Consider the following 14,361-nt stretch of genomic DNA (forward strand, 5'->3'; position numbering starts at 1 on the left):
GTCGAACTCGGTGGTGCTCGTCAGCGGATTGGCGGCGGTCGCACAGGCCGAGACGACGACGGCAATCAGGCCAAGCTCAACCCAGGAGACGATCGACTTCGGCAGCGTTCTCATGGCTGAATCCTGCCAGATCGGCAGCAGCGCGTCAAATCACGACCCGGGCCGGCCCGCTGGGTGTTCACTCGAGGACACACTTGAAGGGAGGGTTGCCCTGAGGTAGACATAGGCCATGACGTCGGCCGAATACGAGCAGCTGGTCGAGCTTCTGACGCGCCAAGCCGCCGGCATGACGCGCCAGTTCGCCGGCGTGGACCGTCGATTCAACGAGATTGCGCTCGGAGTCACCACATTGCGACAGGAGGTGCTCGGCCACTTCGACGACGTCTACCGACGATTCGAGCGCCTCGAGCAGGAATATCAGGCGATCACCCAAGCGCTGCGCCGGATCGAGGGTCGGTAACGGCGGAGGTCCTTCTTGTCCGTCATGGTGCTGGCGGCTACAGGGCTACTGCGAGCGACCGCGGCCCGCGATGTCCCAGACGGCTTCGACCTTTGGGCCGCGCATGGCGTAGATGCGGTCGTAGAGGTTGATCGTGGGATCGCAGTGCGGCGGAAAGAATTCGATCAACTGGCCGAGGGCGGGCAGCCTCCCCTCCTCCGACACGGTGAGCCGGCCGTGCTCGTCGCCGGCCCAGGAGAACGTCACGCCCGGGCACTCGACGGCCTCGGGCACGAAGGGCTTGTCGGTGGAGAAGGCCTTGAGCCCGCCGTCCACCATGGCCATCTCGCGGGTCGGCACGCTGATCACCGTTGTCAGCACGGTCAGCGCCATCTCGAAGTCGTCGTAGTCGCCGCCGCCCTTGCCGCCGATCCTCCGGTAGTCGAGGTCCATCACACAGTAGGAGCCCGACTGCAGCTCCGTCAGTTCCTTGAGGTCGCAGTCGATGTTGAAGGTGCCCGAAGACCCGCCGCTGACGATCTCGACGGGCAGCCCGTTCTTCTCGAAGAGATCGCGCGTCTTCATCAGGCGGTTCATCCACCGGTGCGAGGTCTTGCGCCGGTTGGCGTAGCCCGGCACGTGGGCGCAGTGCCCCGCGTACCCCTGGAGCCCGCGCAGGTTGAGCGCGGTCTCGAGCGTGACCATGCGCGCGACGTGCACCGCGGGCTCGCCCGGCTGCACGCCGGTGCGGCGGCCGCCCACGTCCACGTCCACGAGGACGTTCAAAACCTTGCCGGCGCGCAACATGGAGAGCCCCAGCTCGCGCACGTTGTCCGGGTTGTCCACGACGACGAGCGTCTCGGGCATGCGCTCGAGCACGCCGAGCAGCCGGCCGATCTTCTCGGGCCCGACGACCTCGGTGGTGATCAGGATGTTGCGGATGCCCGACTCCGCCATCACCTCGGCCTCGCCCACCTTCGCGCAGCAGATCCCGACGGCGCCCGCGGCGATCTGGCGGCGCGCGATCTCCGGGCACTTGTGAGTCTTGGAATGCGGCCGGAGCTTCTTGCCCGCCGCCGCGATCGAGGCCGCCATCTTCGCGATGTTGCGCTCGAAGCGGTCGAGGTCGAGCAGGAGCGCGGGCGTGGGGATCTCGTTTCGCGTCATGGCGTGGCGAGCATACCACGGCCGTTGTATCATCGACGCCATGACGATCCCTACGCTCACGCATCCCGGTGTGGTGGACTGGTCGGGCGAGAACCCCGGCATGTACCTCAAGGAGAATGCCGACGGCCCCTTCGTCACGCTCGTCTCCTTCTTCCGCGTCGTCGCCTCGCCCCACGGGCGCGGCCACGCGCTCGTGCTGCTCGAGGCGCCGCTGCTCGACCGGAGCCTGCCCGAAGCCCTCAACGTCTGCGTGACGGACAACGACGCGCTAGCGCGCTACCTCGTCGCCGACTTCGTCACGCACTTCGGCGCCTTCAAAGAGGCCCCGGCGCTGCAGCACATGGACTACGTGCCGCTCGAGGGCGTGGCCGCTTCCGGCGACACGCGCTCGTCCTACATGGAGTGGGTCAAGGGCCGGGACGTGGAGGCCACGCTCTCCTGGGAGAACCTGGGCGAGCCTTTTATGGTCAATATCCCGAAGGAGAAGTCGGCAACGGGCAAGCACGCGCTCCACAGCCTCTTCGTCGACGCGCGCAGCGTGACGGCGACTGTCAACGGCCGCACGCTGAAAGGCCGCCCCTTCCCGCGCGAGTTCGCGGGGCGGCAGAGCAGCACGGCCTTCCTCGCCTATTCGGAGACCTGGCTCAAACTGTAGTCGGCCGTCGAGAAGGGTCCAGATGCGAGGCGGCGCCCGAAGGGCCGCACGCGAGGCGTACTCCTGTACGTTGAGCGTGCGGCCGAGGGCGCCAACGAAGCAGATGGGCCCTTATCGGCGGCCGGTGCTCACGTCGTTGGAAAGCTCGTTCTTGTCGCCGGGGCGGCGGGGAAAGTGGCGGCCGAGTTCCCGGCCCACTTCCGCAAGCGCGTGGATGAGGCCGTCGCGCGACTGCTGCTGCCTCAACCGCTCGCGGACGGCGTCGACCAATCCCTGCCAGTAGGCCTCGCCCACGCGCTCGTGGATGCCCTTGTCGCCGATGACGGCGAGCTTCCTGTCCGTCACGGAGACGTAGACCAGGACGCCGTTACGCGCGGCGGTCCTGTGCATGCCGAGCCTCTCGAAGACCTTGATGGCCTGCTGGAGCGCGTCGCCCTCGCACGAGTGGTCGAAGTGGACGCGGACCTCGGCTGACGTGTGCCCCTCGGCCTCCGTGACGGCGCGGGTAATGGCGGCCAGATCGTCGTCAGAGAGAATCGCGCGCACCCACTTTGGATGACGAGCCATCACCAGTCTCCGCTCGCCCCGCCGCCGCCGAAGCCGCCACCGCCGCCCCCGAAGTCTCCGCCTCCGCCTCCGCCGCCACCACTGCCACCGCTGCCCCAGCCGCCGCCGGGAAAGATGATCGGGCCACCCCAGCCCCGCCGGCCGCCGGTCCAGCCTTGGCGCCTGATGTGCGAGCCGTAGAGCGTGGGAATCACGATCGAGAAGATGCCGCCCACGACCATCAAGAGGAGCATGAGCTGGACAGGGCTCCAACCCCGCGCCCGAGCGGGTTGTCCCTGGGGCGCTGCTTTGTACGTGCCGGCGATAGCCTGCTGGATGGCGTCGAGCCCGGCTGCGATGCCGTCGGCGACCTTGCCCTCGCGGAAGCGCGGCGCGACGACCTGGCGCAGGATCTGGCTCGCGAGCGCGTCGGTCAGCTTCGATTCGAGGCCGTAGCCGACCTCGAGGCGCATCTTCCTGTCGTCGACGAAGACCAGGAAGATTACGCCGTTGTTGAGGCCCTTCTGTCCCACGCGCCAGGCCTGCGCCAGCCGGATCGAGTAGTCCTCCAGGCTCTCGCCCTGGAGCGAGCGGAAGATGGCGACCACGATCTGGTTGCTGCTTTCCCGCTCGCGCGCGCGGAGCGTGTCTTCGAGCCTCGCGCGCTCGTCGCCCGACAGGACGCTCGCGTAGTCGTTGATCCGGCGGTCGGGCGGCGGCGGGATCGGGAGGGCCGCCCCAGCCGCGCCGGCAAGCACGGCGAGCAGCAGCACCGCCAGCAGCGGTCGGCTCAGGCGCATGCCGCCGGCCTCGGTTCGCTCTCCTGACCCCCTAGAACTTCACTTTCGGGACCGTCTCGCTGCCGGGCGCCGCCTCGAAGAACACCTTCTCCTTGAAGCCCATCAAGCGCGCGACGAGCGCTGCCGGCATCAGCTTGATCTTCGTGTTGTAGTCGCGCACGGCTTCGTTGAAGCGCATGCGCTCCACGGTGATGCGATTCTCCGTCCCCTCGAGCTGGCTCTGGAGCGCCAGGAAGTTCTGGTTGCTCTTGAGGTCGGGGTAGCGCTCGACCGTGACGAGGAGGCGCGAGAGCGCCCCGCCCAGCTGGTTCTGCGCGTCCTGGAACTTCTTGAAGTTGGCCGGGTCGTTGAGGAGTTCCGGCGTGGCCTTGATGCTGCCGGCGCTGGCCCGCGCCCGGGTCACCTCCTCGAGCACGGTCTTCTCCTGGGCCGCGAAGCCCTTGACCGTCTCGACGAGGTTGGGGATCAGGTCGGCGCGGCGTTGATAGACGTTCTGTACCTGCGCCCACTTCTCGTTGACGCTCTGCTCGGCCGTGACGAACCCGTTGTAGACGCCGAAGAGCGAAGCGAACCCGATCACCAGGATCAGGACGATGACGCCCAGGACGATCAGTACGGTTTTCATGGCCCGAGTATACCTCCCCCGCTGGCCTCAGGTTGACCCGTTCCAAACCCCGTGCTAGAACCGGGCCACCCCAACGAGGAGGAGCCAGCCCATGGATCTGAACTACACGCCCGAGGACATCGCCTTCCGCAAGCAGGTGCGGACCTGGCTCGAGCAGAACCTGCCGAAGCAGGAGATCCGTACTCTCGAGGACCGCCGCGCTTGGCACCGCAAGCTCTACGACGCGGGCTACCTCGGCATGGGCTGGCCCAAGGAGTACGGCGGCGGCGGCGCCCGGCCGATGCAGCAGGCCATCGTGGCCGACGAGATGGCGCAGGCCAACGCGCCGGCGCCGACCAACAGCCTGGGGCTCGGCATCGTCGGGCCGACGATCGTCGTCCACGGTACAGACGCTCAGAAGCGCCGCTACCTCAAGAAGATCCTCTCGGCCGAGGAGCTCTGGTGCCAGCTCTACTCCGAGCCCAACGCGGGCTCTGACCTGGCCGCGCTCCGGACATCCGCCGTGGACCAGGGCGATCACTTTCTCGTCAACGGCCAGAAGATCTGGACGAGCGGCGGCTCCATCGCCGACTGGGGGCTCCTCCTCGCGCGCACCGACCCCAAGGTCTCCAAGCACAAGGGCATCACCTGCTTCCTCATGAACATGCGCCAGCCCGGCGTGGACGTGCGCCCGCTCAAGCAGATCACGGGCTCCTCCGAGTTCTCCGAGGTCTTCATGACCAACGCCCGCGTCGAGAAGGGCGACCAGATCGGCAAGCTGGGCGAAGGTTGGGGGATCGCGCAGACAACGCTCGGCTACGAGCGCGGCGGGCGGGCGCTCGCGCGCGTCACGACCTACTCATCGCAGTTCCACCGGCTCACCGAGGCGGCCAAGCGCCTTCGCCGCCACGGCAAGCCGCTGTTCGAGGACCCGGTAGTGCGCCAGAAGCTCGGGCGCATCTGGTCCGAAGTCGAGGTGGAGCGCTACCAGGCGCTGCGCACGCTCACGCTCCTCGAGCGCGGCGAGCACCCAGGCGCCGGCGGGTCCCTCACCAAGCTGTCCTACTCGGAGTTCGAGAAGCGCTTCATGGAGCTGGCCCTCGAGATCCTCGGCCCTTACGGCCAGCTGACGGAGGGCGCGCCCGAGGACTTCAAGCTCCAGATCGACACGGCCGTGGGGGACCACGGCAGCTGGGCCTATGCCTACCTCTGGTCCCGCGCCGGCACCATCTACGCCGGGTCCTCCGAGATCCAGAAGAACGTGATCGGCGAGCGCATCCTCGGCCTGCCGAAAGAGACCCGCGCCGACCGGGTGGGAGGCAAAGCGTGAACTTCTCGTTCAGCGACGACCAAATCTTATTGAAGAACTCCGTTCGCGCCGCGCTCGACGAGCAGTGCAAGCCCGCTCACGTGCGCTCGATGTCGGAGGATCCGATAGGCTACAGCGATCAGCTCTGGGGCGAGATGGCCAAGCTCGGCTGGCTCGGCCTCCCCTTCCCCGAGGAGCAGGGCGGCGCGGGCCTGGGCCTCGTCGAGCTCGCCCTCGTGATCGAGGAGATGGGGCGCGCGGCCTACCCGGGCCCCTTCTTCGCCACGGTGGTGCTGGGCGGCCTGGGCCTCATGCTCGGCGGCAGCGCCGCGCAGAAGGACAAGTGGCTCTCGGCCATCGCCGCGGGCAAGGCGCGCGCGACGGCGGCGCTCCTCGAGGAGCATCTCGACTGGGACCCGGCCGCAACAGCCGCGACGGCCGCCAAGTCGGGGGCCGGATGGACGCTCTCGGGTCTCAAGCGCTTCGTGCCCTGGGCGCACGCGGCCGACGTCGTCCTCGTGCCCGCGCGCTCACCCGAGGGGCTCTCGCTCTTCCTCGTGGATCCCAAGTCCGCGGGCGTCACGCTCAAGCCCATGATCGGCATCGACCTCGCCAACCGCTGGTCCGAGATGCGGCTCGACAAGGTCGCGGTCGGCGCCGAGGCGATCCTGGGCCGGCCAGGTACGGCGGGGCCGCTGCTCGACTCGCTCCTGCGCCGCGCCGCCGTGATGTCCTCGGCCGAGATGCTGGGCGCCGCGCGCCGGTGCCTCGACATGAGCGTGGAGTACGTCAAGGTGCGCGATCAGTTCGGCCAGCCCATCGGCTCCTTCCAGGCCATCCGCCACCGCTGCGCCGAGATGCTGCTCGAGGCCGAGAACGCGCATGCGGCGGTCTACTACGCCTCGTGGGCGCTGACGGCCGGCGCGGAGGACGCCGCGGTCGCGTCGTCCATCTGCAAGGCCTACGTGAGCGACGCCGCGCGCAAGGTCTGCGGCGACGCCATCCAGGTCCACGGCGGCATCGGCTTCACCTGGGAGTATGACCTGCACCTCTACATGAAGCGGGCCAAGGGGCTGGAGCCCCTGTACGGCGACACGGAGTACCATCGGGAGCTGATCGTCCGCCACGTCGCGGCCGCTAAGTAGATGGCCGAAGCGCGGGGACCGCTCGACGGTATCACCGTCGTGGACTGCACGGCGTACCTCGCGGGGCCGTACGCCGCGATGATGCTGGCCGATATGGGCGCCGGCGTCGTCAAGCTCGAACCCCTCGAGGGCGACTCGTTCCGCGAGCTGCCGGGCTTCTACGGCTGGAACCGCGGGAAGCGCTCCATGGCCGTCAACCTCAAGGAGCCCGCCGGCCAGGAGGTCCTCCACCGCCTGGCCAAGACCGCCGACGTCATCACCCAGAACATGCGCCCGGGCGTCGCAGAGCGGCTGGGCGCGGACTCGGCGACCCTGCGCGCGCTGAACCCGCGGCTGATCTACTGTGCCATCACCGCTTTCGGCCCCGACGGTCCCTACCGGGATCGGCCGGGCTACGATCCGGTGCTGCAGGCCATGGGCGGCGTCCAGCACCTCCAGGGCTTCGGCGGGCCGCCGCAGTTCGTGCGCATCGCCGTGACCGACTACTACACGGGCGCGCTCGCCGCCCAGGCCGTGCTGGCGGCGCTCTTCGTCCGCGAGCGCACGGGACGAGGCCAGCACGTCGAGACCTCGCTGCTCCAGGGTGTGCTGGCGCTGCAATCAGGCAGCGTCGTGGACTATCCGGGCAAGCCGACGTTCCTGCGAGAGACCCCGACCTACCGGCTCTACCAGGCGGGAGATGCCCAGTGGTTCTTCCTGGCCTGTGGCAACCAGTCCTTCTGGGCCAAGCTCTGCAAGGCCGTCGGGCGTCCCGACATGACCAACGACCCGCGTTTCGGCTCCTGGCTCCTGCGCGGGGACAACCGCGAGGTGCTGATGCCGATCCTCGAGGCGGCCTTCGCGGGCAAACCGCGAGACGAGTGGCTCAAGATCCTTGGCGACCACGACATCCCCTGCGCACCCGTCCAGTCGCTCCAGGAATTCATGCGCGACCCGGCCGTCCAGCACCTGAAGATGACCGTCCGGTACGACCACCCCGAGGTCGGGCCCCTTACGCTGATGGGCCAGCCCATACGCTTCTCGGACACGCCGGCGCCCGACGCCGGACCGCCGCCCGTCCTCGGCCAGCACACGCGCGAGGTCTTACGCGAGCTGGGCTACAAGGACGGCGACATCGCCGATCTCCACCGCCGCGGCATCATCGCCGGGAAGGACCTTTAAGCATGCCTGAGCAGCCCGTCAGCTACGAAGCGAAGGACGGCGTGGCGACGATCACCCTCGACCGCCCCGACGTGCTCAACGCGATGAACAATCCCATGCGCGCCCAGCTCCTCGAGATCTTCACCCGTCTCAGGACCGACGACGGCGTGAAGGTGGTCGTGGTCACAGGCGCGGGTGAGCGCGCCTTCTGCGCGGGCGCCGACATCCGCGAGTTCCTCGAGCCGCCGACGCCGACCCACTTCCGGGAGGCCCGCAAGCGCCTTGACTTCAGGAGCGAGATGGAGCGCTGCTCCCAGCCGATCATCGCCGCGATCCGCGGCTTCGCGCTTGGGGGCGGGCTCGAGTTCGCCCTGGCCTGCGACATCCGCATCGCGGCCGAAGACGCGCAGCTGGGGCTGACTGAGATTAACCTCGCGATTATTCCCGGCGGCGGCGGCACGCAGAGGCTCCCGCGCCTCGTGGGACGCGGCAAGGCGCTCGAGATGATCCTGACCGGGATGCGCGTGCCCGCCGCCGAGGCGCTCCGCATCGGGCTGGTCGAGCGCGTGGTGCCGGTGGCAGAGCTGCTCCCCGCAGCGCAGGCCCTCGCCCGCCAGATCGCCGACAAGGCGCCCATCGCGCTCCGCTACGCCAAGGAGGCGGTGGTGGGCGGACTCGGGCTCCCGCTCGCCGACGGCATCAGGCTCGAGAACGATTTGGCCACCCTACTTCGCACGACCGAGGACCGTGTCGAAGGCGCCAAGGCCTTCGTCGAGAAGCGCAAGCCCAAGTGGACCGGCCGCTGACGCGGCCACCGTGCTAGATCCATCGACACCCGCTCGCGTACGCATAGCACGAGAATGTCGCCAGGCTCTGCACCACTCCAAACGAGAGGCGCGTAGGCGACATAAAGGCCATTATCGGACTGGGCCGGCGGTGCTGGGGGCCGGCGGCGGGGTGGCCGGCCTGCCGGAGAGTCCATGCAGCCCTACCTCCGTTGACGGCGAGTGTGCCGCTGGATGAACACCGCCACCTCGGCCTTGCTGACGCGCCCGCCCGCCACGCCAAGCACCATCTCGACCAGCTCGTCCTCCGTCGCGTCCAGCCGGAGTGAGTTCAGACCGAGAAAGGCGAGCATCGCCATCAACCCGGCGCGCTTGTTGCCATCGATGAACGCGTGCCCCTGGACCAGGTGATACAAGTACGCTGCGGCCATCTCGTGGAGGCTCCCGTGCAGCCACTGTCCTCCGAATGTCGCGCGCGGCATGGCCAAGGCGGAATCCAGCAGGCCCGTGTCCCGAATGCCGTGACTGCCCCCGTAACGCTCGATCTGATCCGCATGCAGGGCGAGGACCTCGTCCTGCGACAGGAAGACGACCTTCACTACTCGGCCAGCCGCCTGAACGCGCCACTGTAACGCCGGTGCACCTCCTCCACCACCCGCTTGAGCCGGGCCGTCCGGCCGCGGGCGCGCACCGGCGAGATCACAATCACCTGCCCGTCCGTGGAGATTTCTAGGGGCGTGCTGGCGTCAATCCCCACCCGATCCAGCAGCGGCTTGTCCAGCACGAGCGCCAGGCTGTTGCCGGTCTTGGTCAGCTTCTTCCGCATGGGCGAGCCCTCCGTACGTACACTATGCCATCACTGTACGTACGTGACAAGTGGTCGCGTAGCGCGCCACATCAGTGATCCCCCAACCAGGCCAGTCATCAACGGCGATCGTGCGCCGGCGACCGCGGGGTCGTCAAGACGCGTCCTGCAGGGGCAGAGTCCCACCCCGAGGCGGGGAGGGATTACCGGCGGGAGGGGGCGGCAGCGGGGAGGTCGCCCGACGGCGGGGCCGGCCCCGGAGAGTCCCCGGGATGGAGCAGGCCCAGGTGCGCGAGGATCGTGCCCACCACGGCCGGGTCCTCCACCGTGGCGATGAGCCGCAGCCGGCCGCCGCCGCGCGGGCACGCGAGCACGTCGATCCCGAAGGCCCGGCGCATCAGCGTGGCCCAGGCCCAGGAGCGCGGGCAGCGTGAGGCTCCGCGCTCAGCCCGCCGGGCGGCCACTGCCTCGCTCGCCGCCGACCTGCCAAAGCCCACGACCTGCGGGCGCCAGCGCGCATGCGGCGCCAGGACTCCGTGGTAGAGGAGCACGTGCACCTCGGGCCGCGGCGTCAGCACGGCCAGCTTCTCCAGGAACTCGGCAGGCTCGAACAGCAGATGCGTCGTGCCGTCGCGCCACGCCTTCCTCAACTCGACCAGCACGCGCCCAGCGATCCTCGACCCTCTGAGAATCTCCGTCTATACTTGGGGGCCCACTCTTGGTGCCGCGGTAAACTGACCCGACTGGTTCAGGGAGGTCCGGCATGAAGTGTCCCCGGTGCCAAGCAGAAAACCGTGAAGGGGCACGATTCTGCCGAGAATGCGCGGCGACATTTGATGCCGTCTGCTCGAGCTGTGGTGCCAAGGTCGAGGCTGGAAGTAAGTTCTGCGATGGCTGCGGAGCGCCCCTTGCCGCTACGCCAGTGTCCAGTCTAAGGCCGTCCCGTTTCGCTTCCCCCGAATCCTACGTGCCGAAACACCTCGCCGAACGCATCCTCACCTCGAAAGCCGCCCTCGAAGGCGAACGCAAGCAGGTCACCGTGCTTTTCGCCGACTTGAAGGGCTCGATGGAGCTGCTTGCGGATCGTGATCCCGAAGAAGCGCGCCAGATTCTCGATCCGGTGCTGGAGCACATGATGGAGGCCGTGCACCGCTACGAGGGCACGGTAAACCAGGTCATGGGTGACGGGATCATGGCGCTGTTCGGTGCGCCGCTCGCCCACGAGGACCACGCGGTGCGCGCGTGTTATGCCGCGCTGCGGATCCAGGAGTCGATCCGGCGCTACACGGAGGACGTCCGCCGCTTGCACGGCGTCGAGGTCCAGGTTCGTGTTGGGCTGAACTCCGGGGAGGTGGTGGTGCGATCGGTCGGAAGCGATCTCAGGATGGATTACACGGCCGTCGGTCAGACGACGCACCTCGCCGCCCGGATGGAGCAGCTCGCCGCGCCGGGGACGATCCGGCTCACGAGCGAGACGCTCGCGCTCGCCGAGTACTACGTGACGGTGAAACCGCTGGGGCCAGTGCCGGTGAAAGGGTTGGAGGCGCCGGTGGAGGTTTACGAGCTCGTGGGCGCGGGACCCGCGCGGTCGCGGCTGCAGGCCGCGGCCATCCGCGGATTAACGCGCTTCGTCGGACGCGATCCGGAGCTCGAGCAGCTCAGCCAGGCGCTCGAGCTCGCCCGAACCGGCCACGGTCAGGTCGTCGCGCTCGTCGGCGAGCCGGGCGTAGGCAAGTCACGCCTCTACTGGGAGTTCACGCACTCGCATCGTACCCAGGGGTGGCTGATCGCGGAAACGAACTCGGTTTCCTACGGCAAAGCCACCGCGTATCTCCCGGTTATCGATTTCCTGAAAGCGTACTTGCAAATCGAGAGCGGTGACGAGCCTCGGAGGATCCGCGAAAAGGTGACGGGGAAGATCCTCTCCCTCGATCGAGCGCTCGAGCCTTTCCTCTCACCGCTCCTGTCGCTCCTGGACGTCTCCACCGACGATCCCGCGTGGGAGAGTTTGGCGCCGCCTCATCGCCGCCAACGGATCCTGGACGGTGTCAAACGTGTGCTGCTCCGCGAGAGCCAGGTGCAGCCGTTCCTTCTCCTGTTCGAGGATCTGCACTGGATCGACGCGGAAACCCAGGCGCTCCTCGACAGTCTCGTCGAGAGCCTGCCGACCGCCCGCATCCTCCTCCTCGTCAACTATCGTCCCGAGTACCAGCACAGCTGGGGGCGCAAGACGTACTACCGGCAACTCCGCATCGATCCTCTGCCGCCCGCGCGCGCCGAGGTGTTGCTGGACGCATTGCTCGGCAGCGACGCGGCGCTCGCCCCGCTGAGGCGGCTCCTGATCGAACGGACGGAAGGGAACCCCTTCTTCCTCGAAGAGAGCGTGCGGACATTGGTCGAGACCAAGGTGCTCGGAGGAGAGCGCGGCGCGTACCGACTCGCGAAGGCGGCGCAGAGCTTCCAGATTCCAGCGACGGCGCAGGCGATCCTCGCCGCACGGATCGACCGGCTCCCGCCCGAGGAAAAGCGCGTGCTCCAGAGCGCCGCCGTGGTCGGGAAGGACGTGCCTTTCACCCTCCTCCAGGCGATCGTCGAGGAGCCCGAGGAGTCTCTGCGGCGGAGCCTCGAGAACCTCCAGGCGGCCGAGTTCCTCTACGAGACGCAGCTCTTCCCCGATCTCGAGTACACGTTCAAGCACGCCCTCACGCAGGAGGTCGCTTACCGGAGTCTCCCGGTGGAGCGGCGGCGCAGCTCTCACGAACGAATCGCGACCGTGCTGGAAGGGGTCTTCGCGACCCGGCTCGACGAGAAGACCGAACTCCTCGCGCATCACTACCAGCAGAGCCGGAACGCCGAGAAGGCGCTCACCTACCTCACGCGTGCCGCACAGAAGGCGGCCGCGCGTTTCGCGCCGGAGGAGGCGTCGAGCTACTACGACTCGGTCATCGCGTGTCTAGATCAGCTTCCCCGCACCGAGGAACGTGAGCGAGAACGGATCGATCTTCGGCTCGGCCACGTCGACATGGTGTGGGTCCGTGGCCGGTACGCGGAGGGAAGGGGCATCCTCGAAGAGGTCCGGGAGATCGCCGAGCGGCTCGCGGATCTTCCCCGACTCGCTCAGATCCACTTCAAGTTCGGCTGGTATCTCTACGACCAGATGGATATGGACCGCGCCTTCGCCCATCAGCGGGAGTGCTTCGCTCTCTGCGAGCGGCTCGGCCAGCTGACGGAGATGCGCCAGGTCTACTGGGGGCTCGGGCAAAGCTGTCGATCGGTCTCGAGCGACGTCGCCGTCCGGCGCCGGACGGCGATCGAGTATCACCGCACCGGCCTCGTCCTGGCGGAGAACGCCTTCCCCAACGTGATCTTCTGGGATCTGCACAACGCGCACTTCCTCTGGCTCATCCATCTATTCCAGCTCGGCGAGTGGGAGGTGGCCAGGGCGTATCTCGATGGCGCCGAGCGCATCGCCAAGGCCTTCCCCGAAGGGGCCGACATCGTGCAGATGGAGTTTACGAAGGGATCGATCGGGCTGTCGCATCTCCTCAAGGGCGACTGGGAGGTCGAGGTCGGCCTCGACTGGCTCCGGGAGAGCCTCGAGGCTGCCGAGCGGGTGGGCGGCCACATCTACACGTTGATTGGGCGGTACCTCGTCGCTCAGGGGTACTTCCTGGTGGGCGACCTTCCGCGGGCGCTGGCGCACTTCGAGGCGACGCTCGCGGTCGCCGAGGAGACGAGCAACCTCCTCTGGCCCGGCGCGCTGCTCTGGACGGCCGAGACCGAGGCGCGACTGCATCGGGCCGACGAGGCGCTCGACCACCTCAGAAGGTACGAAGAGCTGATCGAGCGCGTCGGCCCGCTCGAAGGGCTTGCCTGGTTCCCGTCGCGCGGCGTGGCCGACAGGGTCCACGGTCTCGTGCTCGCTCAGCGGGGAGATCTGGAGGCTGCAGCCCAGCGCCTCGAGCGGAGTGCCGCGACTCTCGCCGAACACGGGTACCGACCGGATCTGGCGCGGACGTTGGTCGCGCTCGGCCAGGTCCGGCGAGACCAGGGGCGGTTGTCCGAGGCGCAGCATGCCTTCCAGCACGCGATGGGGCTGTTCCGCGAGATGGGGTTCGGACCCGAACTCGATCAGACGCTCGCGCTCATGTGACGCACCGTCAGCGGAAGGACGAGGAATTCACCCTGAAGTCGGCTAACCTGATCCAATGTCCTCCCTGAGCCCATATCCTTCGGCCGACAACTCGTAGACAGGAAGCTCACATGGCTCGACCTCGCGGTGCTTGGGTTGTCGCTGCCGCCATCGGATTTCTCGCTTTCGCGTTCGGCTCGAGCACGGTCCGTGGCCAGGGCTCTTCCTTGTCTCCTGAACTGGAACAGCTGCGCCTGAGTCTGCAGAAGTACCAGGATCCAGTGGTGGCCATTCGTGACGGTTATTTCTCCACGCTCGGCTGCGTCGAGTACCCAAAGCCCGGCGGCCCGGGGCAGGTTGCCTATCAGGCCGGGGCGATGGGCATCCATTTCCTTAAACCCTCCTTGATCAGTCCGGCGCCGGACGCGAAACGTCCGACGCTTCTCCTCTATGAACCGGATGCGCACGGGAAGCTGACTCTCGTGGGCGCGGAATGGTTCGTACCTCTCGCCACGGGGATCAAGGAACGGCCACAGCTTTTTGGTCGCGAGTTCGATGGTCCGATGGAGGGTCACGAGCCGCTCCTACCGCAGAATCTCCACCACTACGACCTTCACGTGTGGCTGTGGAAGCAAAACCCGGCAGGGTTGTTCAGCCCGACCAACCCTCTGGTGAAGTACTCCGGCTACAGCTACACCATCGTCGAGGAGGCCCCTCACATCGTCACGCACCCGAAACATTGAGCGGCGGCATCGGGCCGTTGCCGCACCAGCGGAAGCGGGGTCAGGTCTTGAATTCCAGCAGACCAACGTCGCCGACGCGACCGTGTGGCAT

15 protein-coding genes are annotated in these 14,361 nt (G+C 67.8%); 8 read left to right on the top strand and 7 right to left on the bottom strand.

Annotated features, from left to right (window positions below; all coding sequences use genetic code 11):
• The first annotated feature begins 229 nt into the window (after positions 1-229).
• Entirely contained in the window at positions 230-460 is a 231-nt protein-coding gene (locus VGV06_08150; GenBank protein HEV2055129.1) for a hypothetical protein, read from the top strand.
• A gap of 45 nt (positions 461-505) precedes the next feature.
• Here the strand turns inward: VGV06_08150 and VGV06_08155 are convergent, their stop codons facing one another.
• Positions 506-1,606 carry a DSD1 family PLP-dependent enzyme gene (locus tag VGV06_08155; GenBank protein ID HEV2055130.1) on the bottom strand — a complete coding sequence of 367 codons (1,101 nt, stop codon included), beginning with the start codon at positions 1,604-1,606 and terminating at the stop codon, positions 506-508.
• A 40-nt stretch (positions 1,607-1,646) separates the two neighbouring features.
• Here VGV06_08155 and VGV06_08160 point away from each other — a divergent pair, with 40 nt between their 5' ends.
• A complete protein-coding gene (locus tag VGV06_08160) occupies positions 1,647-2,261 on the top strand; it encodes a hypothetical protein (protein ID HEV2055131.1) in 615 nt (204 codons plus the stop codon).
• A gap of 111 nt (positions 2,262-2,372) precedes the next feature.
• Here the strand turns inward: VGV06_08160 and VGV06_08165 are convergent, their stop codons facing one another.
• Genes VGV06_08165 through VGV06_08175 form a run of 3 tightly spaced genes read right to left on the bottom strand, consistent with a single transcriptional unit; the run spans position 2,373 to position 4,232 of the window.
• Positions 2,373-2,828: a TPM domain-containing protein gene (locus tag VGV06_08165; GenBank protein ID HEV2055132.1), complete on the bottom strand. Its 456-nt coding sequence runs from the start codon at positions 2,826-2,828 to the stop codon at positions 2,373-2,375.
• The gene (locus tag VGV06_08170; protein HEV2055133.1) at positions 2,828-3,607 is read right to left on the bottom strand and encodes a TPM domain-containing protein; all 780 of its coding nucleotides are present in this window, start codon (positions 3,605-3,607) and stop codon (positions 2,828-2,830) included. Before VGV06_08170 ends, VGV06_08165 begins: the two co-directional genes overlap by 1 nt.
• Before the next feature lie 31 nt (positions 3,608-3,638).
• A complete protein-coding gene (locus tag VGV06_08175) occupies positions 3,639-4,232 on the bottom strand; it encodes a LemA family protein (GenBank protein ID HEV2055134.1) in 594 nt (197 codons plus the stop codon).
• 91 nt (positions 4,233-4,323) lie between these two features.
• Here VGV06_08175 and VGV06_08180 point away from each other — a divergent pair, with 91 nt between their 5' ends.
• Genes VGV06_08180 through VGV06_08195 form a run of 4 tightly spaced genes read left to right on the top strand, consistent with a single transcriptional unit; the run spans position 4,324 to position 8,611 of the window.
• Complete coding sequence (locus VGV06_08180) at positions 4,324-5,541, top strand: acyl-CoA dehydrogenase family protein (GenBank protein ID HEV2055135.1); 1,218 nt, start codon at positions 4,324-4,326, stop codon at positions 5,539-5,541.
• Entirely contained in the window at positions 5,538-6,665 is a 1,128-nt protein-coding gene (locus VGV06_08185) for an acyl-CoA dehydrogenase family protein (GenBank protein ID HEV2055136.1), read from the top strand. The genes VGV06_08180 and VGV06_08185 overlap by 4 nt, the downstream gene beginning before the upstream one ends.
• Positions 6,666-7,826, top strand: a complete 1,161-nt coding sequence (locus VGV06_08190) for a CoA transferase (protein HEV2055137.1) — start codon at positions 6,666-6,668, stop codon at positions 7,824-7,826.
• Positions 7,827-7,828: 2 nt separating this feature from the next.
• Positions 7,829-8,611 (top strand): enoyl-CoA hydratase-related protein, encoded by a 783-nt coding sequence (locus tag VGV06_08195; protein HEV2055138.1) that lies wholly within the window; start codon positions 7,829-7,831, stop codon positions 8,609-8,611.
• 182 nt (positions 8,612-8,793) lie between these two features.
• On the opposite strand, the gene VGV06_08200 is transcribed toward VGV06_08195, so the two are convergent.
• The 3 genes from VGV06_08200 to VGV06_08210 all read right to left on the bottom strand — a co-directional run bounded on the left by VGV06_08200 (position 8,794) and on the right by VGV06_08210 (position 10,057).
• Positions 8,794-9,189 (bottom strand): type II toxin-antitoxin system death-on-curing family toxin, encoded by a 396-nt coding sequence (locus VGV06_08200; protein ID HEV2055139.1) that lies wholly within the window; start codon positions 9,187-9,189, stop codon positions 8,794-8,796.
• Complete coding sequence (locus VGV06_08205; GenBank protein ID HEV2055140.1) at positions 9,189-9,416, bottom strand: AbrB/MazE/SpoVT family DNA-binding domain-containing protein; 228 nt, start codon at positions 9,414-9,416, stop codon at positions 9,189-9,191. Before VGV06_08205 ends, VGV06_08200 begins: the two co-directional genes overlap by 1 nt.
• A 182-nt stretch (positions 9,417-9,598) precedes the next feature.
• Positions 9,599-10,057: a hypothetical protein gene (locus VGV06_08210; protein ID HEV2055141.1), complete on the bottom strand. Its 459-nt coding sequence runs from the start codon at positions 10,055-10,057 to the stop codon at positions 9,599-9,601.
• Between the two features lie 305 nt (positions 10,058-10,362).
• On the opposite strand from VGV06_08210, the gene VGV06_08215 reads away from it, so the two are divergent.
• On the top strand, positions 10,363-13,548 hold the full coding sequence (locus VGV06_08215; GenBank protein HEV2055142.1) for an adenylate/guanylate cyclase domain-containing protein: 3,186 nt from the start codon (positions 10,363-10,365) through the stop codon (positions 13,546-13,548).
• A 110-nt stretch (positions 13,549-13,658) separates the two neighbouring features.
• Positions 13,659-14,270, top strand: a complete 612-nt coding sequence (locus tag VGV06_08220) for a hypothetical protein (GenBank protein HEV2055143.1) — start codon at positions 13,659-13,661, stop codon at positions 14,268-14,270.
• The last annotated feature ends 91 nt before the right edge of the window (positions 14,271-14,361 follow it).

It is taken from the genome of Candidatus Methylomirabilota bacterium, assembly GCA_035936835.1.
Taxonomy (GTDB): domain Bacteria; phylum Methylomirabilota; class Methylomirabilia; order Rokubacteriales; family CSP1-6; genus AR37.